This is a genomic window from Rathayibacter sp. AC182 (genome assembly GCF_979253875.1).
Genome location: NZ_CEEDEK010000003.1, coordinates 1 through 21,578 on the forward strand (window position 1 = coordinate 1; position 21,578 = coordinate 21,578).

Here is a 21,578-nt window from a genome sequence, read left to right on the forward strand (position 1 = left end):
CTCGGCACCGCGATCCGGCAGGCGCTGGGCGACAAGAGCGGCATCTCCCGGTTCGGCGACGCCCTGGTCCCGCTCGACGAAGCCCTCGTCCAGGCGGTCGTGGACATCTCCGGCCGCCCCTACCTCGTGCACACGGGGAGGCCGAGGGCTTCGCCCTGTTCCCCATCGGCGGGCACTTCACCGGCTCGATGGTCCGCCACGTCTTCGAGGCCATCGCCTTCAACGCGGGCCTCACCGTGCACGTGACCGTGCTCGGCGTGCGCCGGGTCGCGATCCGCACCATCGCCGAAGCGGAGTTCAAGGCGTTCGCCCGCGCCTTCCGCCAGGCCAAGGCGTTCGACCCGCTCGTCGCGGGGGTCCTCCACGAAGGGCGCGCTGTGAGCGCCCGCCTGTCCGTCGTCGTCTACGACTACGGATCCGGCAACGTCCACTCCGCCGTCAAGGCGCTCGAGCTCGCCGGGGCCGATGTCGAGCCTACCTCCGACCGCAAGAAGGCGCTGGAGGCCGACGGGCTGCTCGTCCCGGAGTCGGCGCCTTCAGCGCGGTCATGGACGCTCACGAAGGCGCGGGCGAGATCATCGACAAGCGGCTCTCGGGGGCCGCCCGGTCCTGGGGATCTGCGTCGGCATGCAGGTGCTCTTCGAGCGCGGCGTCGAGCGCGGCGTCGAGAGCGAGGGACTGGGCGAGTGGCCCGGCACGGTCGACCTCCTCCCCGCCGAGGTGGTCCCGCACATGGGCTGGAACACCGTTCAGGCGCCCGCGGGCTCGGTCCTCTTCGACGGCATCGCCGACGAGCGCTTCTACTTCGTGCACTCGTACGGGGCCCGGGGAGTACGCCTGACGTCATCCCTCAATTCCCGGCTCCCGCGGTCACCTGGTCCGATCACGGCGGGCCCTTCATCGCGGCGGTCGAGAACGGTCCTCTCTCGGCGACCCAGTTCCACCCCGAGAAGTCGGGCGCGGCGGGCCTGCGGCTCCTCTCCAATTGGCTGGGCGGGCTCCGCACGAACTAGGATCGGCCGGTGGCCGGCGCCGCTCCCGGCGAGCGCCGCCTCTGCACCAGGGCTCCTGAGACTGAGGATGACGATGAGCGAGTTCACCGGGCCCCGGGCCTTGTCCTTCTCCCCGCGATCGACGTGGCCGGCGGCAAGGCCGTCCGCCTGACGCAGGGCGATATGACCGAGACCAACTACGGTGACCTGATCGACGCGGCCGGCGACTGGGCCGACCAGGGCGCGGAGTGGATCCAATTCGCCGACCTCGACGCCGCCTTCGGCCGGGGCGACAACCACGGGATCATGAAGAAGGTGATCCGCCAGGTGAAGGGCGTCAACGTCGAGCTCTCGGGCGGCATCCGCGACGACCGGTCCCGAGTCGGCGCTCAGCGCCGTGAGCGAAGCGCATCAACCTCGGCACCGCCGCTCTCGAGAAATCCCCGAGTGGGCTTCAGCGTCATCGCGCAGCAGGGCGACCAGATCGCCGTCGGGCGCGGCACCACGCTCGCCGCCCGAGGCTGGACGAAGGAGGGCGGCGACCTCTGGCATCGACCGCCTCGAGGAGGCCGGCTGGCCCGCTACGTCGTCACCGATGTGACCAAGGACGGGACGCTGAAGGCCGAACTCGAGCTGCTCGAGCAGGTCATGGCCCGGACCTGCCGTTCGGTCATTGCCTCCGGCGGCATCTCGAACCTCGACGACATCGCCGCCCTGCGCGATCTCGTCCCGCAGGGGCCCGAGGGAGCGATCGTCGGCAAGGCCCTGGCCGCCAGAGCGTTCACGCTCGCGGAGGCGCTGGATGTCGCGTCCGAGTGACGGACGCCCGCTCCCCTCGCATCTGACGGACTCCGCCGGGACCCCCGGGCCGGCCGGCACTTCGCGCCGAGCACGGGGAACGAGGACGACGGCCGTGCGCCGGAGCCCTGGCGCGCGCCTTCGCCGACTTCGGCGCCGGCTCGCGCGGTCCGGAGGCCGCGGTCGACGCCCTGCGCGAGTCCCGGCCGTGACTGTCGCGCACCTCGGAGAGGAGGGCGACGAGGTCGGCGGCCTGCGCACCGACAAGACGCAGAGCGGTCGATCGTCACCGTCGCGGGGCCGGGACGGCCGCAGCGTCCTCCCTGTCTTCAGCAGTGTCGACAATTTCATGCGGCGCTGGGGACGCCTCTGCGCGCCCGGGTTCCCGTCGACGGCCGTCGAGCGGGCGCTGGCCGCGGTGGCGGAGTCGACGGAGGTCCTGGTGCTCGACGCCGCCTCGGACCACGAGTTCGCGTCCGCCGTCCCGCCGTTCGGGCGATCGCCGAGGGCGCGCCGTGGCGTCCGAGCGCCGAGGATCGTGGAGGTGCTCGCCGCTCTCCGGCGGCGGCCCGGGACGAGGCGAGCGTCGTCTCGGTCGACGTCCGGCCCGGCGACCCGCGTCAGCGGCTCCAGGCTCTGAGATCGTCGTGGTGCTGGCTCTCGTCCCCGGCCTCGACCGCGAGGCGCTCGGCGCACTCGTGGCGCGGCTGGGGGAGAGGTGGCGCCGAGCCGACGAGGTCATCGCCTCGCGGGTCGACTCGCTCGGCGGTTTCGACTCCCGCCCGCTGACTCAGTTGACCGGGCCCGTCCACTTCTCGCCCGGGCCCTTGCCGATCGGATCGGGGAGGGGGGACGCCTCGCGGAACGCGAGCTGGAGGTGCAGCCCGTCGCGCAGGCTCCGGGCGTGCATGTCGCTGATGTCGAGCCCTGCGGTCACGAGCCCGGCCAGCGCGTTGATCAGCTTGCGCGCCTCGTCGAGGTCGACCTGGGTGCCCGGCTCGTCGGCGAGGCTGGACTTCGACCGCGGCGGCGCTCATCAGGTGCACGGCGGCGGTGGTGATGATCTCCACCGCGGGACCTCCGCGATGTCGCGGGCGGCCTCCACGTCGGAGGAGTCGTCGGCATCGCCGTGAAGCGGCGGACGTGGGTCGTCGTCGTACTGGGCCATGGGTCCTTCGTTCGGTGGATCGGGCCCGTGCCGGGGCCCGCGGAGGGCTCCGGGAGGCGAGCGCATCCGCTCTGTCGCTCCGGCCGGATTCTGCTAAGGTGGATGCGGGCTCCGAGGCATGTCCTCGGTTCGAAAGTGGAGATTCTCCACCCGCGCTTGACCGCTTCACTAGGTTATACCGGGTCTGAGCACTCCGCCCTCGGTGACGAGGGTGAGGACTGCGGCACCTGAGCGAAACCTCGGAGGCCGGGTCGCAGGAAAGCACGTGCACGAGCACGTCAGGAATCTCCTCTCTCGGGATGCGCCGGATCAGAATCCGGCAGCAGAGCAGCTACTCACCGAGATCAGAGGAGAAACGCAATCAGCGATCCCCGTACCAACGACCGAATCCGCGTCCCCGAGGTCCGCCTCGTGGGTCCCGCCGGAGAACAGGTCGGCGTCGTGGAAATCGAGGTCGCCCTGCGACTCGCGCAGGACGCAGACCTGGATCTGGTCGAGGTTGCTCCCAACTCCAAGCCTCCCGTCGCCAAGATCAGGACTACGGAAGTTCAAGTACGAGCAGGCCCAGAAGCTCAAGGAAGCCCAGCCGTATCCAGGCGAACACGATCCTCAAGGAGGTCCGTTTCCGCCTGAAGACCACAAGCACGACTACGAGACCAAGCGCAAGCGCGCCGAGGGCTTCCTCAAGGCCGGCGACAAGGTCAAGGCCATGATCCTGTTCCGCGGTCGCGAGCAGTTCCGCCCCGAGATGGGCGTCCGACTCCTGCAGCGCTTCGCGGAGGACGTGTCCGAGTTCGGCCAGGTCGAGTCCACCCCGACCATCGACGGTCGCAACATGGTGATGGTCATCGGCCCTGAAGAACAAGTCCGAGGCCAAGGCCGAGGCTAATGGTCCGCGCCGGCTCGCCGCGAGGCCAACACCCCTGAGGAATCGGCCGAGGCCGAATCCGTCTGATACCGCCGCCCCGGTCTCGGGGCCGGTGGACGCCCTGCTCGCGTGGGCACCGGTTTCGCCCAGCTGGACGCGGGTGCGACGACAAGGAGGAGAACATGCCCAAGATGAAGACCCACTCGGGCCAAGAAGCGCTTCAAGGTGACCGGCTCCGGCAAGGTCATGAAGCAGCAGGCCGGTATGCGCCACAACCTGGAGTCCAAGTCCAGCGTCCGCACCCGCCGTGCCTTGAACCAGGACCAGGTCCTCGCCCCGCAGGATGCCAAGGTCGCCAAGAAGCCGGTCTGGGGCTCATGCCGCCGCAGGCAGCTGCGCCGGTAACCTCCACCGCCGTCGCAGCCCGCTGCGCCGCGTGGTCATTACCCACCGACACGGATCGATAGGAAGAAAAAGAAATGGCAAGAGTCAAGAGGGCGGTCAACGCCCACAAGAAGCGTCGCGTCATCCTCGAGCGCGCGTCGGGCTACCGCGGCCAGCGTCTGCGCCTGTACCGCAAGGCCAAGGAGCAGGTCAACTTCGTCTACCCGTACCGCGACCGCCGCGCGAAGAAGGGCGAGTTCCGCCGCCTCTGGATCCAGCGCATCAACGCCGCCTCGCGTGCGAACGGCCTGACCTACAACCGCTTCGTCCAGGGCCTCGCCCTGGCCGGCGTCCAGGTCGACCGCATCCTCGCGGACCTCGCGATCACCGAGCCCGCGACCTTCGCCGCCCTCGGCGACCGCGAAGAACGCGCGCTGCCCGCCGACACGTCGGCCTTCAAGGCCGCCGCGTAGTCCGCATCGGGATGCTCCCGGAGGGGTCCCACCACTGGTCGGGGCCCCCTCCGTCGTTCCCGGCCGCGGTTTCCGGGGACGGCGACGTCGCCGGGGGCTGCCGTCGGCGCCGCCGATAGGCCTGCCGCATGCTCGACAACCCCCGTCTCCCCGCGTCCGCTCCGTGGCGAAGTCACCCGGCGCCCCGCGCGGCAGGAGACGGGGCTCTTCCTCCTCGAGGGTCCGCAGGCCATCGCGGAGGCGCGCTACCGCCCCGAGCTGCTCGTCGAGTCGTTCATGACTCCGACCGCTCTGGAGCGGCACCCCGAGATCGTCGCGGCCGCCGAGGAGGCGGACGTCGAGATCGAGTACGTGACCGAGGACGTGCTCGACGCCATGGCCGACACGGTCGCCAGTGCGGGGCTTCGTCTCCGTCTGCCGCCAGTTCCCCGTGTCGCTGAAGGACGTCGCCTCCGAGCCTCGACTGGTCGCGGTCCTTCGAGGAGGTGCGCGACCCCGGCAACCTCGGCACCATCGTCCGGGCCGCCGACGCCGCGGGTGCCGACGCCGTCGTCCTGACCGGCCGCTCCGTCGACCTGTACAACCCCAAGGTCGTCCGCTCGACGACCGGGTCCCTCTTCCACCTCCCCGGTCGCCGTCGACGCCGAGCTCGCGGACGCTGCGCGCCTGCGGGCCGTCGGTCTGCGCTCGGTCGCGGCGGACGTGAAGGGGAGGACCTGCTCGAGGTCCGGCCCGCGGCGATCTCGCCCAGCCGACCGTCTGGGTGTTCGGCAACGAGGCTCGCGGTCCGAGACGCCGCCTCCGAGCTCGTCGACGGTGTGGTCGCGGTGCCCATCTACGGCGCGGCGGAGCCTGCTCAACCTCGCGACGGCCGCGTCCGTCTGCCCGTACGAGAGCGCCTTTGCGCTCCGTTCCTGAGAGCGCGTCCACCTGCCGGGTCGGAGCGCGCGCACAGAGGGCTTGTTTAACCTCTGATTAAGAAAACGCTCATGATTTGACCCACCCATTCCCGTGTGATTCTCTGGCCGAATGGAAGCAGCTGTGCAGGACGATCGCTCGTCCGCTCCCGTCGGAGCACCCCTCGTCGTCCTGGACGGTGCGCAGAAGCACTACGGGGAGTTCCAGGCCCTGAAGGACATCGACCTCTCCGTGCACCGCGGTGAGGTCGTCGTGGTCCTCGGCCCGTCCGGTTCCGGCAAGTCGACCCTCTGCCGCACGATCAACAGGTCGAGACGATCTCGGGCGGGACGATCTCGATCGACGGCCAGAAGCTGCCGGAGGGCAAGGGCCTCGCGGCGCTCCGTGCCGACGTCGGCATGGTGTTCCAGTCCTTCAACCTCTTCGCGCACAAGACGATCCTCGAGAACGTGACGCTCGGACCGATCAAGGTCCGCAAGCTCTCGCGCAAGGGCCGCGAGGCGGAGGCGCAGGCGCTGCTCGACCGGGTCGGCGTCGGCCATCAGGCGGGAAAGACCTCGGCTCAGCTCTCGGGCGGGCAGCAGCAGCGCGTCGCCATCGCCCGAGCGCTGGCGATGAAGCCCAAGGTCATGCTCTTCGACGAGCCGACCTCGGCGCTCGACCCCGAGATGATCAACGAGGTGCTCGACGTGATGGTCGGCCTCGCCAAGGACGGCATGACCATGATCGTCGTCACCCACGAGATGTACCGCCTGAAGCGTCGCCGACCGGGTCGTCTTCATGGCCGACGGTGAGATCCTCGAGGACACCGATCCCGAGTCGTTCTTCACCGCGCCGCGCACCGACCGCGCCAAGGACTCTCTCGAAGCTCATCACCCACTGACTCCTCCTGCACCAGGAGGTGCAGGCGTGCGTCCGCACAGCACGCAGGACGCACGCCCCGCACAGCATCCATCCGACGGATCCGACCCCACCATCCCGGGGAGCGATCGGACATCGCCCGCTCCGGCGGCCACACCCCAGGAAGGACGACCATGCGCACCAAGCTCATGTTCATGACCGCCGGGATCGCAGTGCGACCTCGCTAGGCTCGCCGGCTGCTCCGGCGGCGACTCCGGAACGGCGACGCCGGAGCCGGCTCCGAGGGAAGCGGAGCGGCCTACGAGGTCGCGACCGACGTCACCCTCGAGGGCAGCCCCACCTTCGACGCCATGACCTCGGACGACACGGTCACCATCGGCGTCAAGGAGGACCAGCCCGGACTCGGCTACCTCGACGCAGCGACCGGCGAGCGCTTCGGCTTCGACATCGAGATCGTGCCAAGTGGATCGCCGCCTCGCTCGGCTTCTCCGAGGACCAGATCGAGTACACCGCGATCCTGCTGGCCAACCGCGAGGCGTCGATCGTGAACGGCGACATCGAGCTACTACGTCGGCACCTACTCGATCACCGACAAGCGCAAGGAGCAGGTCGGCTTCGCCGGACCCTACTTCGAGACGGGCCAGCAGCTGCTGGTCGCCGCGGACAACGACACGATCGAGGGTCCGGACGACCTCACCGCCGACACCACCGTGTGCTCGGCGACCGGGTCCACCTGATCCAGAACATCCGCACCAACTACCCCGGAGGTGAAGACCGAGGAGTTCGACACGTACTCGCAGTGGTCGACGCCCTGAACGACGGACAGGTCGACGCGGTCACCACCGACGGCGCGATCCTCATCGGCTATGCGGCGCAGAGCCCCGACGAGCTCGGCGTCGTCGGCGAGCCCTTCAGCACCGAGTACGGCGTCGGCCTGGCCAAGGACGACACCGCGCTGCGCGGCTTCATCACCATGTTCACCGAGGGCGGTGACACCCTGAGCGCGATCTACGACGAGACCCTCGGCGAGTCCGGCACCGAGGTCGAGCAGCCCGCGGTCGACGCGTACTGGCAGGCCCGGCGCGCCGCCCGGGATTCCCGCTCCTCCTCCCACCTCCCGATGAAGGGCTCGCCGCATGGATGTTCTCCTGAACAACCTCGACGTGTTCGTCCCGGCGTTCGGCAACACGCTGCTGCTCTTCGCCGTCTCGCTCGTCTTCGCCCTCCTCATCGGCACCGTGGTGGGCGCCATGTGCGTCTCGCCCGTCCTGATCGCCCGCGCGGTCGGCACCGTCTACGTGGTGAACACCGTCAGGAACACTCCGCTCACGCTCCTGATGTTCTTCTTCGCCTTCGGGTACCCGAAGCTCGACCTGCCGGATCTCGACTACACGACGCTCGCGATCTGCGCCCTGAGCCTCTACACGGCCACCTACGTCGCCGGCGTGCTGCGCTCGGGCATCACCACCGTGCCGATCGCCGTGCCGAGGCGGCCCGCGCGGTCGGGCTCGACTTCGGCCTGACCATGACGCAGGTCGTCCTCCCGCAGGCCTTCCGCTCGGTGATCCCGCCGCTGATGAGCGTCCTCATCGCACTGCTGAAGAACACGACCGTCGCCGCCGGCTTCGGTCGCCGAGGCCGGCACGATCGTCCGCGAGCTCAACGAGCGCGGCGAGAACAGCCTGATCGTCGTGCTGTGGGTCGCCCTCGGTGTTCGTCGTGCTTCGTCACCGGCCTCTCGCTCGTCCAACGTCAGCTCGAGGAAGAAGTGGAGGGTCGCCCGATGAGTTCCGTCCTCTTCGACAACTCCGGCCCGCTGCGCCAGGGCGCGCAACCGCGCGATCGGGGCCGTCGTGATCCTGCTGATCGCCGCCTTCCTCGCCTTCGTCCTCTGGCGCTTCGCCGAGTCCGGCCAGGCCTCGGCCGATGCAGGCCGGGCGCGCTTCTTCCAGTACCCGCTCGTCTGGCAGAGCATCGGAGCGGCGCTGGGCCAGACCCTCGCCGCCTTCGCGACCGCCGGAGTCGCGCGGAGCATCGTGCTCGGACTCGTCCCGCTGTCGGCCGACTCGACCGCCGGTGGATCAACGTCCCGGTCACGCTCTTCATCGAGCTGTTCCGCGCGATCCCGTGCTCATCCTGATGATGCTGATGTACTGGGCTCCCGTTCGCGGGTCAAGCCCAGCCCTACCTCGCCGTCGTCATCGCGCTGACGGCTTCCGCCAACGGCTCCGTCTTCTCCGAGATCTTCCTCGGCCGGCATTCGAGGCCTGCCTGCGGCCAGAAGGAGGGCCAAGGACGGCCTGCAAGGCGGGCGTCGGCCTGATCCGTCTCCGCAGGCCATCCGCCTGCAGATGTTCTCGGTCATCATCGCCCAGCCTGTCGACCTGAAGGACAACGCGCCTTCGGCCTGACGAATACCCCGCCAGCGAACTGCTGTACTACGCGGAAGTACCTCGGCAACCAGCTCGAGCCTGGACAGCCTGATCATCCCGGTACATCGTTATCGGCATCATCGGCATCTGCCCGCCCTCCGGCCCGCGAAGTGGGTCGAGATCCGCAACAGCGACAGCATCGCCGCGGCACGCAACTCCGCCGCCTGCGCCACCACCGACACCGCGCTGCTCGCGGCAGGACTGAGTCGATTGCCGCCCGCCCTCGGCGAGGTGGAGCCGCGCCGCGGCTTTCCGACGTGTTCCTGCAGCGGGGTGCGGGTTGGCGCGAACGCCTGTGCACGCGACGGTTCGCCTCGCCGTCGAGATCGAGCATGGTCGTCCGGCTTCCACCGCCTGCTGAGTGCGGTAGCCGCCCGGAGGCGACGTCCCGAGACACGGGTCCGCTCGCAGCCGACGTGACGCACCTGCTGGTCGAGCAGGTAGCCGCATGGGCGGCGTACCGAAGACCCGGATCCGCCGGCAGTCGTCGTGACGCCTCTGCTGCCCGAGTGGCCGCGAAGCGGCGTATCGAGGCCCGATCCGCCCGCAGTCGCCGTTGCGCGGTCTGCCGGGGTCGAGTTGACCGCACGCGGCGGGGGAGGGGCGGCGCGGGCCCTCGCCTACACTGGGGGATCGTGTCCGGACGGCAACCCGATCACCGACGAGGCCGGCTCCAGCGGTGCCGTCGCCGAGGCGCTCACCGCGATCAGCGCGGCCGGCGGCCTCCGGGCTGCGCTGAAAGCGGCCCGCTCCGCCCACCTCGGCGAAGGCTCCGCCCTCGCCCTGTCCCAACGCGCAGATGCGCCCGATGCCGCGCCGAGTTCAGGGCCGCACTCCGGCAAGCCTCGCCGGCTCGGCCCGCAAGCAGGTGGGCGACGCTGTTGCCGCGCGGGAGGGCGAGCCTCGTCGCCGCCGAGGACGCGGCCGCCCTCGACGCCGAGCGCGTGCAGGACGTCACCGCCGCGGCGCGAAGCTTCCGCCGCTGTCGGCGCCGCGCCACCCGCTCTCGCTCCATCCGGGGAGGCATCGCCGACGCCCTCGTCGGCATGGGCTGGGAGAGATCGCCGGAGGGACCCCGAGCCTCGGAGAACGAGTGGGTTCAACTTCGACGCCCTGAACTTCGACGAGGACCACCCGGCCCGGAAGGTGCGATGCAAGGACATGCACTTCTTCGTCGATCCGGTCGACTCCCACCTCGTCCTGCGCATCTCCACATCGTCGCCGGTGCAGATCCGCCTCGACGCTCGAGCGCGACCTGCGCCGTGTACGTCACCGCGCCCGGACGTGCACGCACCGACGAGCTCGACGCGGCCTGCACACCCGTCGTTCACCCAGTCTTCGAAGGACTCGCCGTCGACCGCGGTCTCGGTGGCGCGCCTGCAGCGCACCCTCGAGCACGGCCGCCCGGCTCCTCTTCGGCGACGAGGCGCGGATCCGCCTGCGTCCGAACCGCTGCCCCGTTACGGCACCGAGGCCCAGCGCCTGAAGCTCGACGGCCTGGCGCCTACGACCTTCGCCGGCGGCGCGCGATGGATCGAGGTGGGGCTGGCTGCGGGATGATCAGCCTGAACGTGCTCCGCGCGGCGGGCATCGACCCGGAGGAGTACCGGCATTCGCCTTCCAGGATGGGCATCGAGCGGACCGCTGATGTTCCGCAACGACGTGGAAGGACAAGGTGCGACGGCATGGTCGCAGGGCGACGTCCGCTTCAGCGAGCAAGTGCGCGGATGGTGATCTGATGCGCATCCTCGCCGAGCTGGCTGGGGGAGTACGTCGGCCTCGAGCAAGGGGACGAGCTACCCCGAGTCGGTGCACGCCGCCCTCGTCTCCGTGGGTCTCGAGGAGGAGGACGTCCGCCGCGGCGAGGTCTGCGACCCGTCCTGATCGTCGGCCAGGTCCTCGACCTGGTCCCGAGCCGCCTGGGCAAGGCAAGACGATCGGCTGGTGCACGTGCGCGTCGCCCTGGAGGGAAGACTGGCGGCGGGATCGAGCAGGGCGAGGACGTCCGCGGCATCATCACGCGGTGCCCAGGCCAACTTCACTGGCCGGGGACAAGGTGGTCGTGTCCCTCCCGGGCGCGGTCCTGCCCGGACCAGTTCCCCATCTCGGCGCGCAAGACCTACGCCGGACACGTGTCCGACGGCATGATCGCGAAGTCGAGCCGGCGAACTGGGCCTCGGCGACGACCACGACGGCATCCTCCGTCTCGGCGAGCCTCGGCATCGACCCCGAGGTGGGCACCGGACGCGATCGCGCTGCTCGGGGTCGACGACGCGGCCGTCGAGGTCGGCGTCACGCCCGACCGGGGCTTCGCGCTCGATCCGCGGCATCGCGCGCGAGTACGCCCACGGCAACAGGAGCCGCGTTCCGCGGCCCGGCGCTCTCCGTCGTCGACGCTACCGGACAGCCTGCAGGAGCGGCACCGGGTGTTCCCGGTCGAGATCGAGGACCGTGCTCCGATCCCGCGGCGGGCGAGGGCGCCTCCGGCGCCTTCGTCACCCTGCGTCGTGCGGGGCGCCGACACCGCCCGTCCCGCGCCTCGCCGTGGATGGTGGCGCGTCGCGGGCCTGGCGGGCGTCCGCTCGGTCTCGCTGGTCGTCGACATCACCAACTACGTCGCCATGCCCGAGCTCGGGCAGCCGCTGCATCGGCTACGACCTCGCCACCCTGGGCGAGGGCGGCATCCTCGTGCGCCGCGCGGAGCTCCGGAAACCCTCGAGACCCTCGACGGCCTGAACGAGGCGGCCCACCCCGAGGACCTGGTGATCGCCGACGACACGGCGGCGCCATCGGCCTCGCGGGCGTCATGGGCGGCGCTCGCACCGAGATCGGCGGATCCATCGGGCAGGACGTGCTGATCGAGGCGGCGAACTTCGATCCTGGGTCTCCATCGCGGGCGCACCGCTCGCCGGCGCAAGCTGCCTGAGCGAGGCCTCCCGCCGGTTCGAGCGCGGAGTCGGCCCGCTGGTCGCGCCGGTCGCCGCCGCCCGTGCGGTCCAGCTGCTCGCCGAGCCTCGCCGGCGGTACCGGCGGACGGCTGGGGCCGGTCGTCGCTGACCGCCTCCGCTTCGCGCGCACCAGTGATCGAGCTGCCCGACGGCCGGGACGCGGTCTCGCTGCTCATCGGAGTGGAGTACACGGCCCGAGGAGATCCGCGGCTCGCTCAGGTCGAGATCCGGTTGCGAGCGTCGAGGCCGGGCGGATCCGGGATCTCCTGGTCACTCCGCCGAGCTGGCGGCCGGAAACCTCACCGACAAGCGCGACGTGCTCGCCGAGGCAGGTCGCGCGCGATCACCGGGTACCGGTGACCGCATCCCGGCGATCCTGCCGGTCGCGCCGCCCGGACGCGGGCTTCACGTCCGGCCAGCGCCTGCGTCGCGTCATCGCGCAGACGCTCGCGGGCGGTCGGGGCTCGTCGAGGGCGTGCCTCCTACCCGTTCCTCCCGCGTGCTCTCAACGACCGGCTACGGCTCGCCCACCGGCGAGCCCGTGCAGCGGGTCACCCTGGCGGGACCCGCTCGACGCGACGGCCGCGCAGCTGCGCGTCACGGCTGCTCCGGGCCTCGTGCAGGTCGCCGCGCGCAACCGGTCGCGCGGTCTGACCGACCTTCGCGATCTACGAGACGGAGGCACGGTGTTCCTGCCCGACGCCTCGGCGCCGTTCGGCTCCGACGTGCTCCCCGCGAGGGCCGAGCGCCCGTCGGCCGAGGTCGAGCGCGCGCTGAACGCCCGGGCATCCCGCCCCAGCCGCTGCACGTCGCGGCTCTGCTCACGGGGGCCGCGGTCGAGCGCCAGCCCGAGGTCGCTCAGCGCGACGTCGACTGGCGCGACGCACTCGACGTCGTCCGGGCGGATCGGAGCCGCGGCCGGGGTCGACCTCGTCGTCCGCCAAGGCTCGCACGCCGCGCTGCACCTCGGGCCGCACCGCCGAGATCCTCACTGGGCGACTCCGTCGTCGGGTACGCGGGGCGAGCTGCTCCCCGCGCTGGCGGAGGAGCTCGACCTGCCCCGCCGGGTCGCCGTCGTCGAGCTCGGCCTCGATCCCGTCCTCGCCCGGGCCGGAGCCGCCGTCGTCGCGCGACCCGTCGGCGCCCTCCCCGCGCGACGCAGGACCTCTCGCTCGTCGTGCCCGTCGAGGTGGCGGCCGAGGACGTCCGGATCGGCCGTCGCCGACGGCGCCGGGATGTACCGCCGAGTCCTGATCCGCCTGGTCGACGACTACGCCGGCGCGGGCCTGGAGGAGGGGCTCTTCGCGCTCCGCCTGCGCGCCGCCGAATCGCACCCTCACCGCAGCCGAGGCGACCGCGTCGAAGGAGAGCGGAGTCGCGGTCGCGGCCGAGCGCTTCGGCGCGCGACTGCGCGACTGATCGCCGCGGTCGTCGGCCCGCGAGAGCCGGCGACCGCACCGATCGCGTCCTGCACGGACCAGGCTGTCGGGCATGACTTTTCCGTGGCGGTCGCCGGTGCGAGCGAGGGAAATACGCGGGCGGCGAGCCCCTGCGCCTGCTCGCCGAGCACCCCGGGTTCCGAGGTGCGCACCGTCGCGGCGCACGCCAACGCCGGGCAGCCACCTCATCGCCGTGCAGCCCCACCTCGGCGCGCTCGCTGCGCCACCTGACGCTCGTCGACACGACGACCGAAGAACCTGGCCGGCCACGACGTGGTCTTCCTCGCCCTCCCGCACGGCAGGCTATCCGGCGAGATCACGGCGACGCTCCCCGACGACGTCCTCGTCGCCGACCGCGGCGCCGACCACCGGCTGACCGACCGAGCAGGACTGGGCCAAGAGCTACTACGGCGGCGAGTTCGCCGGGGCGCGGCCCTACGGGCTCCCCGAGCTCCTCATCGGGGGCGGCCCGGACGCAAGCAGCGCGAGCGGCTCGAGGGCGTGCGGCGCATCGCCGTTCCGGGCTGCAACGTGACCGCGATCACGCTCCGGGCTCGCTCGGATACGCGGGGCCATCGCGGAAGCCGGGCGACCTCGTCTCGGTGCTGGCCGTCGGCCCTCCGGGGCGGGCAAGAGCCTGCGCACCGATCTGCTCGCGAGCGAGGCGAAGCTGCTCGGCTCCGCCCACCGCCTACGGGGCTGGGCGGCGCCCACCGGCACGACCCCGAGATCCGGCAGAACCTCGCGCTCGCGGGAGCGGGCCCTCGGTCTCGATCTCCTTCACGCCCGTCCTCGTGCCGATGTCGCGCGGCATCCTCGCCACGTCCACCGCGCGGCTCGCCCCCGGCGTGTCGGCGCACGACGCGCGCCGCCTGAAGGAGTCCGCGTACGGCGACGAGACCTTCGTGCAGCTGCTGCCCGAGGGCTCGTTCCCCCGGACGGCCGACGTGGTCGGGGCGAACACCGCCCTCGTGGGCGTCGGCGTCGACGAGCGCGCCCGCCGCGTCGTCGCGGTCACCGCGATCGACAACCTGGTCAAGGGCACCGCGGGCGCCGCGATCCAGTCCGCCAACATCGCCCTGGGCCTCGACGAGTCCCTCGGCCTGAGCGTGAACGGAGTCGCGCCGTGAGCATCACCGCAGCAACCCAGGATTCGAGGCGGCCGGCGTCGTCGCCGGCCTGAAGTCGACCGGCGCGCGCGACATCGCCCTGGTCAAGAATCTCGGCCCGCTGCAGAACGCCGCGGCCGTCTTCACCAGCAACCGCTGCAAGGCGAACCCGGTGCTCTGGAGCGAGCAGGTGATGCGCGACGGCGTCGTCTCGGCGATCGTCCTGAACTCCGGCGGAGCCAACCGCTACACCGGGGCGCAGGGGTTCCAGGTCACGCACCGCACGGCCGAGCTCGTCGGCGAGATGCTCGACGTCGCCGCCGGTGACGTGCTCGTGCGCTCCACGGGGCTGATCGGCGACCAGCTCGACCTCGCGAAGATCACGCGCGGAGTGACCGACGCGGCGGCCGCACTCCCCGGCGCCACCGGGACGGAGGCCGGCGAGGACGCCGCCCGGGCGATCATGACGACCGACACGGTCCCGAAGCAGGCGACGGTGCGCTCGGACGACGGCTGGAGCATCGGCGGCATGGCCAAGGGCGCGGGAATGCTCGCGCCGGGGCTGGCGACCATGCTCGTGGTGATCACGACCGATGCGGTCCTCGACTCCGCGGAGCTCGACACCGCGCTCCGGTCGGCGACCCGGGTGACCTTCGACCGACTCGACTCCGACGGCTGCATGTCGACGAACGACACCGTGGCGCTGCTCGCGAGCGGTGCGAGCGAGTGAGCCCCTCGGTCGACGCCTTCACCGCCGCGCTCACCGAGGTGTGCCGCGACCTCACCCTCCAGCTGCAGGCCGACGCCGAGGGGCGGCGCACGACGTCGCGATCCGCGTGCTGAACGCCGCGAGCGAGGACGAGGCCGTGGTCGTCGCCCGCGCCGTCTCGCGGAGCAACCTGTTCAAGGCCGCGATCTTCGGCAACGATCCCAACTGGGGCCGAGTCCTGGCCGCGGTCGGCACCACCGACGCCGAGTTCGACCCGTACGGCATCGACGTCGCCATCAACGGCGTGCAGGTCTGCCGCGCCGGCGAGCCGTTCGAGAGCCGGGACCTCGTCGACCTCGCGCCGAGGTCCGTCTCGGTCGACATCGACCTGCACGCGGGCCCCGCGACGGCGACCGTCTGGACGAACGACCTCACGCACGACTACGTGCACGAGAACTCGGCCTACTCGAGCTGAGGCGGACATGGACCACGACACCCACACCGAGGCCGAGGGCATCGCCCTGCGCGAGGAGGCCGGGCTCAAGGCGGGCACCCTGATCGAGGCGCTGCCCTGGCTCAAGCGCTTCCACGGGCGCACGATGGTGATCAAGTTCGGCGGCAACGCAATGGTGTCGGAGGAGCTGCAGCGCGCCTTCGCGCAGGACATCGTCTACCTGCGCTACGCCGGCATCCGGCCGGTCGTCGTGCACGGCGGCGGTCCGCAGATCTCCCGGATGCTCGACCGGCTCGGCATCACGAGCGAGTTCCGCGGCGGGTACCGCGTGACGAGTCCCGAGGCGATGGAGGTCGTCCGAATGGTGCTCACCGGGCAGATCAGCCGCGACATCGTCCGGCGCATCAACGAGCACGGACCGCTGGCCGCCGGCATCTCCGGGGAGGACGCCGGTCTGTTCCTCGGGCGTCGGCGCGGGGTCGTCCTCGACGGCGTCGAGCACGATCTGGGTCTCGTCGGCGACGTCGTCGCCGTCGACCCCGCTGCCGTCCTCGCGCAGCTCGAGGCCGGGCGCATCCCGGTGGTCTCCTCGATCGCCCCCGACTCCGACGATCCGACGCAGTCGCTCAACGTCAACGCCGATGCGGCCGCGGCTGCGCTCGCCGTCGCGCTCGGGGCCGAGAAGCTCGTCATCCTGACCGACGTCGCGGGCCTCTACTCCGACTGGCCGGATCGCGACTCGCTGGTCTCGCAGATCTCCTCCGACGAGCTCATCGACCTGCTCCCTCCCTCGAGTCCGGCATGATCCCGAAGATGACGGCGTGCCTCGACGCCGTGCAGGGCGGTGTGCCCAAGGCCGCGATCATCGACGGGCGGCTCGCGCACTCCGTCCTCCTCGAGGTGTTCACCAGCGAGGGCATCGGCACCGAGGTCGTCGCCTCGCCCCGACCGGACGACCGGGAGCGAACGTCGGGCCGCTGACCCTCAGCGGCCCCGGCCCGAGCGCGCGCCCTCCCGGGTCCGTGCACCGACGGCCGCCCCGGCCGGTCCGCTCGTTCAGAAAGGTCCGTCATGCCCTCCGACACCCCCGGCTCCACCGCGGTCGACTCCCGCGCGGACGAGGCGCAGCAGCGCTACGCGTCCGCGATGATGCGGACGTTCGCCCCTCCGCTCGCCGTCCTCGAGCGCGGAGAGGGCTGCCGCGTCTGGGACGTCGACGGTCGGGAGTACCTCGACTTCCTCGGCGGCATCGCCGTCAACTCGCTCGGGCACGCCCATCCGGTCTTCGTGGAGGCGGTCAGCCGTCAATCGGCGTCGCTCGCCCACGTGTCGAACTACTTCGCCACCGCGCCGCAGATCGCGCTCGCCGAGAAGCTCCGCGAGCTCACCGGCGCGGGGGAGGAGGGGCGCGTCTACTTCGCGAACTCCGGCACCGAGGCGAACGAGGCCGCGTTCAAGCTGGCGCGCCTGAACGTCGAGGGCGGGGCCCGCCCTCGGATCCTCGCACTCCGCAACGCCTTCCACGGGCGCACCATGGGCGCCCTGGCGCTGACGGGCAAGGCCGCGATGCGGGCGCCGTTCGAGCCGATGCCGGCAGGCGTGGAGCACATCGACGCGAGCATCGAGGCCCTCGAGTCCGCGCTCGACACCTCGGTCGCGGCTCTCGTCGTCGAGCCGATCCAGGGGGAGGCGGGGGTGATCCCGCTGCCCGACGGCTTCCTCGAGCGCGCACGGGAGCTGACCCGCGAGCACGGCGTCCTCCTGATCGTCGACGAGATCCAGACCGGCGTCGGCCGCACGGGCCACTGGTTCGCCTACCAGCGCGCCGGCATCGTCCCGGATGCGATCACGCTCGCCAAGGGTCTGGGCGGCGGGTTCCCCGTCGGCGCGCTCGTGACCTTCGGCCGGGCTTCGGAGCTGTTCCAGAAGGGGCACCACGGCAGCACGTTCGGCGGCAACCCGCTGGCGACCGCTGTCGCGGGAGCAGTCCTGGGCGAGATCGAACGGGCCGGACTGCTCGCCAACGCCCGCGAGCGCGGTGCGCAGATCGTCCGGGCCGTCGACGCCCTGTCCTCTCGCTCATCGGCGGCGTCCGCGGTGCGGGGCTGCTGCTGGGCATCGCCCTCACCGAGCCCGTCGCCGCGGAGCTCGCGGCGGCGGCCCTCGCGGAAGGACTCATCGTGAACGCCGCGAACGAGTCGAGCATCCGCCTCGCGCCGCCGCTGATCGTCTCGGCCGCCGACGTCGACGACTTCGCCGTCCGCTTCGCGCGGGCGCTCCCGACCCTCACCTCCGACCACTCCTCGACCGAAAGCGACCCGCTCCCGTGACCCGCCACTTCCTCCGCGACGACGACATCACCCTCGCCGAGCAGGCCGAGATCCTCGATCTCGCCCTCGAGCTCAAGCGCGACCGGTGGTCGAGGAAGCCGCTCGAGGGTCCGCAGACCGTCGCCGTGATCTTCGACAAGTCCTCGACCAGGACCCGGGTGTCCTTCGCCGTCGGCATCGCCGATCTCGGCGGTGCCCCGCTCATCATCTCGACCGCCAGCAGCCAGCTCGGCGGCAAGGAGACGGCGTCGGACACCGCCAGGGTGCTCGAGCGACAGGTGGCCGCGATCGTGTGGCGCACCTACGCGCAGTCGGGGCTGGAGATGGCCCGCGGCGACCCGCGTGCCCGTCGTCAACGCGCTGTCCGACGAGTTCCACCCGTGCCAGCTGCTGGCCGACCTGCTCACGATCCGCGAGCACCGCGGCCGCCTCGCCGGTCTCACGCTCACCTTCTTCGGCGACGGCGCGAGCAACATGGCGCACTCCTACCTGCTCGCCGGAGCGACGGCGGGCATGCACGTGCGGATCGTCTCGCCGGACACCTACGCGCCCGACCCCGAGGTGCTGGCCGACGCGCAGCGCATCGCCGCGACCACGGAGGATCGCGACGACGACGACCGACCCCGCCGCGGGGCGACCGGTTCCGACATCGTGATCACCGACACCTGGGTGTCGATGGGCAAGGAGGAGGAGAAAGCGCAGCGCTCGATACCTTCGGCGCCTACCGCGTCGACGCCGGGACGATGCGCCGCGGCTCCGGACGCCCTCTTCCTCCACTGCCTCCCCGCGGACCGCGGGTACGAGGTCACCGCCGACGTGATCGACGGCTCTCAGAGCGTGATCTGGGACGAGGCCGAGAACCGTCTCCACGCCCAGAAGGCCCTGCTCGTCTGGCTCTCGAGCGCGCGGGCGAGCCCGCCGCCGCTCAGTAGACTCGACAGCCGAACCGAGGAGAACCATGACGGAACGACCCTCCGCCCGCGCGGGCGAGGCCGGTGCGCTCTGGGGCGGCCGCTTCGCCGGCGGCCCTCGCCCGAGCTCGCGGCCCTCTCGAAGTCCACGCACTTCGACTGGCAGCTGGCCGAGTACGACCTCGCCGGATCCCGTGCGCACGCGCGGGCGCTCGCCGCAGCCGGGTACCTCGACGAGGTCGAGCTCCAGCAGATGCTCGACGCCCTCGAGCGCCTGCGCGCGGACGTCGTCGACGGCCGCTTCGTCGCCGAGGAGTCCGACGAGGACGTACACGGTGCCCGAGCGCGGCCTGATGATCGAGGCCGGCCCCGAGCTCGGCGGCAAGCTGCGGGCGGGCCGGTCGCGCAACGACCAGATCGCGACCTTCGTGCGGATGTACCTCCGCGACCACGCCGCCGTCGTCTCCGAGCAGGTCGTCCAGCTCATCGATGCGATCGCCGCGCAGGCCTCGGCTCACCTCCGCGATCATGCCGGGCCGCACGCACCTCCAGCACGCTCAGCCCGTGCTCCTGGCGCACCATCTGCTCGCCCACGCATGGGCGCTGCTGCGCGATCCGGAGCGCCTCCGCGACTGGGGCGTCCGGGCCGACGTCTCGCCCTATGGGTCGGGTGCCCTCGCCGGATCGACGCTCGGCCTCGACGCCGGCGCCGTCGCCGCCGAGCTCGGCTTCGCCGCCAGCGTCCCCAACTCGATCGACGGGACGGCGAGCCGGGACCTCGTCGCGGAGTTCGCGTTCGTCGCCGCGATGATCGGCGTCGACGTCTCGCGGATCGCCGAGGAGATCATCCTCTGGAACACCCGGGAGTTCCTTCGTCACCCTCGACGACGGCTACTCGACGGGGTCGTCGATCATGCCGCAGAAGAAGAACCCCGACATCGCCGAGCTCGCGCGCGGCAAGGCGGGTCGGCCCTCGGCAATCTGACCGGGCTCCTCGCGACGCTCAAGGCGCTGCCGCTGGCCTACAACCGCGATCTGCAGGAGGACAAGGAGCCGGTCTTCGACTCGGTCACCACCTTCGAGGTACTGCTGCCCGCGTTCAGCGGGATGATCGCGACCCTCACCTTCCACACCGATCGCATGGCGGAGCTCGCGCCCCAGGGGGTACTCGCTCGCCACCGATGTCGCCGAGTGGCTGGTCAAGAAGCACGTGCCGTTCCGGGACGCGCACGAGATCACCGGTGAGCTGGTGAAGGCCGCCGAGCAGCGCGGCCGGGGTCTGGAGGAGCTCGACGACGAGGAGCTCGCCGCGGTCTCGCCGCTCCTGACGCCGGACGTCCGCTCGGTGCTCTCGCTCGAGGGCTCGGTCGCCAGCCGCGACGGGATCGGCGGCACCGCTCCGGCGCGGGTCGCGGAGCAGCTGGCCCAGCTCACCGAACGGGTCCGCGTCGCGCGCTCGTCGCCCGGGGAGAGCGCTGATGACGCTCCGGAAGGACGACGACGACGACCGGCGCCCGCTGCGCCCGGTGCAGCAGCGGATCCTGGTGGCCGTCGCCGTGGTGATCATCGTCGCCGTCGTCGTGGTCACGCTCGTCTCGGGTCAGAGCTTCTTCTAGGCCGTGACCCGGCCGATCGGCCTCCGCCGCTCGGCGCTCGAGGTGGCGCCGGACCTGCTGGGCTGCGTCCTCGTGCATCGCAGCCCGAGTGTCCGGGTCGCCGTGCGACTCACCGAGGTCGAGGCCTACCTCGGGGTCGGCGAGGACCCGGGCTCGCACGCCTACCGGCGCCGGACCGACCGCACGGCGCCGATGTTCGGCGAGCCGGGCACGGTGTACGCCTACCACGTACGGCATGCACACGTGCGTGAACATCGTCTGCGCTCCCGCGGGAACGGCGTCGGCCGTGCTGCTGCGCGCCGGCGAGATCGTGGAGGGCCTGCCCCTCGCCCGGTCCCGGCGCCCAGCGGTGACGGATCGGGATCTCGCCCGCGGCCCCGCCCGGCTGACGCGCGCCTCGGCGTGCTGCTGTCGGAGTCGGGGGATCCCTCGAGGAGTCCTTCGAGCTGCGGCCGCGGCGGGAGGCGGTCGCGATCACCGCCACCCCTCGGACCGGAGTCGCCGGACCGGAGGAGGCGAGGAGTACCCGTGGCGGTTCGCGATCGCCGGCGAGCCCACGGTGTCGCCGTACCGCCGTGCCGTGCCGCGCCGGCGCGCGGGAGCTCAGCCCGCGAGGTAGAGCCGTGCGAGCGTCCGAGCGCGGCCGACCACGCGAGGCTGGCGAGGGTGCCGATGATGAAGCGCTCACGCGCCTCCGAGGAGGCGAGCTCGCTGAAGCGGCCGACGCCCTTCACCGCGACCACCACGGCCACGCCCTCGGGGATCCCGCTCATGAGGGCGCCGGCGGTCGCGATGCGCTCGAGGAGCCCGATGGTCGTGCCGCCGCGGAGCACCTCGATCGGCTGGCCGATGGCGCTGGGCGACGCGCTCGTGGCCGACGGGGAGCGCGGCGCCGCGATCATGATGCCGCCGTGGGCGCCCGCCCGAGCGTCGGCCGTGGCCAGATCCAGGGTGAGCAGCACCACGGGCCCGCCGCCGAGCACGGCGATCGCGAAGGCCGCCGTCGCGATGAGCAGAGCGACCGGCACCGGCGCGGAGGACCCGGCGAGCCCCGTGAGGAGGAACGCCGCCGCCACACCGCCGATCCCGATCCACGCCAGGACCGGCCGCCGCAGGCGCAGGGCGAGCACGGTGCCGACGAGAGCCGCGACGAGGACGAGGACGACTC

Annotated in this window: 13 protein-coding genes and 15 pseudogenes; 26 read left to right on the forward strand and 2 right to left on the reverse strand. The window is 71.7% G+C overall.

What is annotated here, in order from left to right; translation table 11 throughout:
- The 4 genes and pseudogenes from AC0CII_RS02710 to AC0CII_RS02725 form a co-directional block, all read left to right on the forward strand.
- Nucleotides 1-381 (forward strand): annotated as a pseudogene (locus tag AC0CII_RS02710) (imidazoleglycerol-phosphate dehydratase); the annotation flags it as partial.
- Nucleotides 378-1,013, forward strand: a pseudogene (gene hisH, locus AC0CII_RS02715) (imidazole glycerol phosphate synthase subunit HisH). The pseudogenes AC0CII_RS02710 and hisH, both read left to right, overlap by 4 nt.
- Nucleotides 1,014-1,136: 123 nt before the next feature.
- Nucleotides 1,137-1,811: a HisA/HisF-related TIM barrel protein gene (locus tag AC0CII_RS02720; RefSeq protein ID WP_465228624.1), complete on the forward strand. Its 675-nt coding sequence runs from the start codon at nucleotides 1,137-1,139 to the stop codon at nucleotides 1,809-1,811.
- Between the two features lie 187 nt (nucleotides 1,812-1,998).
- The gene (locus AC0CII_RS02725; RefSeq protein WP_465228625.1) at nucleotides 1,999-2,430 is read left to right on the forward strand and encodes an SseB family protein; all 432 of its coding nucleotides are present in this window, start codon (nucleotides 1,999-2,001) and stop codon (nucleotides 2,428-2,430) included.
- Between the two features lie 150 nt (nucleotides 2,431-2,580).
- Here the strand turns inward: AC0CII_RS02725 and AC0CII_RS02730 are convergent.
- Nucleotides 2,581-2,958: pseudogene (locus tag AC0CII_RS02730) on the reverse strand (DUF1844 domain-containing protein).
- Between the two features lie 411 nt (nucleotides 2,959-3,369).
- Between AC0CII_RS02730 and AC0CII_RS02735 the strand changes: the two are divergent.
- The 22 genes and pseudogenes from AC0CII_RS02735 to AC0CII_RS02840 form a co-directional block, all read left to right on the forward strand.
- Nucleotides 3,370-3,432, forward strand: a pseudogene (locus AC0CII_RS02735) (translation initiation factor IF-3); the annotation flags it as partial.
- A 25-nt stretch (nucleotides 3,433-3,457) separates the two neighbouring features.
- The gene (gene infC / locus AC0CII_RS02740; protein ID WP_465228626.1) at nucleotides 3,458-3,847 is read left to right on the forward strand and encodes a translation initiation factor IF-3; all 390 of its coding nucleotides are present in this window, start codon (nucleotides 3,458-3,460) and stop codon (nucleotides 3,845-3,847) included.
- A gap of 161 nt (nucleotides 3,848-4,008) precedes the next feature.
- Nucleotides 4,009-4,231 (forward strand): annotated as a pseudogene (gene rpmI, locus AC0CII_RS02745) (50S ribosomal protein L35).
- Between the two features lie 74 nt (nucleotides 4,232-4,305).
- Nucleotides 4,306-4,683, forward strand: coding sequence for a 50S ribosomal protein L20 (gene rplT / locus AC0CII_RS02750; RefSeq protein WP_465228627.1), 378 nt, complete (start codon nucleotides 4,306-4,308; stop codon nucleotides 4,681-4,683).
- A gap of 258 nt (nucleotides 4,684-4,941) precedes the next feature.
- On the forward strand, nucleotides 4,942-5,241 hold the full coding sequence (locus AC0CII_RS02755) for a hypothetical protein (protein ID WP_465229017.1): 300 nt from the start codon (nucleotides 4,942-4,944) through the stop codon (nucleotides 5,239-5,241).
- Nucleotides 5,169-5,651: a TrmH family RNA methyltransferase gene (locus tag AC0CII_RS02760; RefSeq protein WP_465228628.1), complete on the forward strand. Its 483-nt coding sequence runs from the start codon at nucleotides 5,169-5,171 to the stop codon at nucleotides 5,649-5,651. The genes AC0CII_RS02755 and AC0CII_RS02760 overlap by 73 nt, the downstream gene beginning before the upstream one ends.
- A 61-nt stretch (nucleotides 5,652-5,712) precedes the next feature.
- Nucleotides 5,713-6,484: pseudogene (locus tag AC0CII_RS02765) on the forward strand (amino acid ABC transporter ATP-binding protein).
- Nucleotides 6,485-6,812: 328 nt separating this feature from the next.
- Nucleotides 6,813-7,010 carry a hypothetical protein gene (locus AC0CII_RS02770; protein ID WP_465228629.1) on the forward strand — a complete coding sequence of 66 codons (198 nt, stop codon included), beginning with the start codon at nucleotides 6,813-6,815 and terminating at the stop codon, nucleotides 7,008-7,010.
- Complete coding sequence (locus tag AC0CII_RS02775; protein ID WP_465228630.1) at nucleotides 7,007-8,602, forward strand: type 2 periplasmic-binding domain-containing protein; 1,596 nt, start codon at nucleotides 7,007-7,009, stop codon at nucleotides 8,600-8,602. The genes AC0CII_RS02770 and AC0CII_RS02775 overlap by 4 nt, the downstream gene beginning before the upstream one ends.
- Nucleotides 8,590-8,850 (forward strand): hypothetical protein, encoded by a 261-nt coding sequence (locus AC0CII_RS02780; protein ID WP_465228631.1) that lies wholly within the window; start codon nucleotides 8,590-8,592, stop codon nucleotides 8,848-8,850. Before AC0CII_RS02775 ends, AC0CII_RS02780 begins: the two co-directional genes overlap by 13 nt.
- Before the next feature lie 698 nt (nucleotides 8,851-9,548).
- Nucleotides 9,549-10,628, forward strand: a pseudogene (locus tag AC0CII_RS02785) (tRNA ligase subunit PheS family protein).
- A gap of 398 nt (nucleotides 10,629-11,026) precedes the next feature.
- A complete protein-coding gene (locus tag AC0CII_RS02790; protein ID WP_465228632.1) occupies nucleotides 11,027-11,752 on the forward strand; it encodes a phenylalanine--tRNA ligase beta subunit-related protein in 726 nt (241 codons plus the stop codon).
- Nucleotides 11,753-11,974: 222 nt separating this feature from the next.
- On the forward strand, nucleotides 11,975-12,202 hold the full coding sequence (locus tag AC0CII_RS02795) for a hypothetical protein (RefSeq protein WP_465228633.1): 228 nt from the start codon (nucleotides 11,975-11,977) through the stop codon (nucleotides 12,200-12,202).
- A 257-nt stretch (nucleotides 12,203-12,459) separates the two neighbouring features.
- Nucleotides 12,460-12,870, forward strand: a pseudogene (locus tag AC0CII_RS02800) (hypothetical protein); the annotation flags it as partial.
- A gap of 432 nt (nucleotides 12,871-13,302) precedes the next feature.
- Nucleotides 13,303-14,411 (forward strand): annotated as a pseudogene (gene argC / locus AC0CII_RS02805) (N-acetyl-gamma-glutamyl-phosphate reductase).
- Nucleotides 14,408-15,574 (forward strand): annotated as a pseudogene (argJ, locus tag AC0CII_RS02810) (bifunctional glutamate N-acetyltransferase/amino-acid acetyltransferase ArgJ). Before argC ends, argJ begins: the two co-directional pseudogenes overlap by 4 nt.
- Before the next feature lie 7 nt (nucleotides 15,575-15,581).
- Nucleotides 15,582-16,534, forward strand: a pseudogene (gene argB, locus AC0CII_RS02815) (acetylglutamate kinase).
- A 165-nt stretch (nucleotides 16,535-16,699) separates the two neighbouring features.
- Nucleotides 16,700-17,883: pseudogene (locus AC0CII_RS02820) on the forward strand (acetylornithine transaminase).
- Nucleotides 17,880-18,780 (forward strand): annotated as a pseudogene (argF, locus tag AC0CII_RS02825) (ornithine carbamoyltransferase); the annotation flags it as partial. The pseudogenes AC0CII_RS02820 and argF, both read left to right, overlap by 4 nt.
- A 61-nt stretch (nucleotides 18,781-18,841) precedes the next feature.
- Nucleotides 18,842-20,247 (forward strand): annotated as a pseudogene (argH, locus tag AC0CII_RS02830) (argininosuccinate lyase); the annotation flags it as partial.
- 25 nt (nucleotides 20,248-20,272) lie between these two features.
- Nucleotides 20,273-20,410 (forward strand): hypothetical protein, encoded by a 138-nt coding sequence (locus tag AC0CII_RS02835; RefSeq protein ID WP_207405871.1) that lies wholly within the window; start codon nucleotides 20,273-20,275, stop codon nucleotides 20,408-20,410.
- A 72-nt stretch (nucleotides 20,411-20,482) separates the two neighbouring features.
- A pseudogene (locus AC0CII_RS02840) lies at nucleotides 20,483-21,029 on the forward strand (DNA-3-methyladenine glycosylase).
- A 65-nt stretch (nucleotides 21,030-21,094) separates the two neighbouring features.
- Here AC0CII_RS02840 and AC0CII_RS02845 read toward each other — a convergent pair.
- Entirely contained in the window at nucleotides 21,095-21,505 is a 411-nt protein-coding gene (locus AC0CII_RS02845) for a hypothetical protein (protein WP_465228634.1), read from the reverse strand.
- Nucleotides 21,506-21,578 lie beyond the last annotated feature (73 nt).

Excerpts from the sequence above, each read along its gene's own strand:
- rplT (WP_465228627.1), top strand. The coding sequence starts at position 4,306 with ATGGCAAGAGTCAAGAGGGCGGTCAACGCCCACAAGAAGCGTCGCGTC.
- AC0CII_RS02770 (WP_465228629.1), top strand. The coding sequence starts at position 6,813 with ATGACCTCGGACGACACGGTCACCATCGGCGTCAAGGAGGACCAGCCC.
- AC0CII_RS02835 (WP_207405871.1), top strand. The coding sequence starts at position 20,273 with ATGACGCTCCGGAAGGACGACGACGACGACCGGCGCCCGCTGCGCCCG.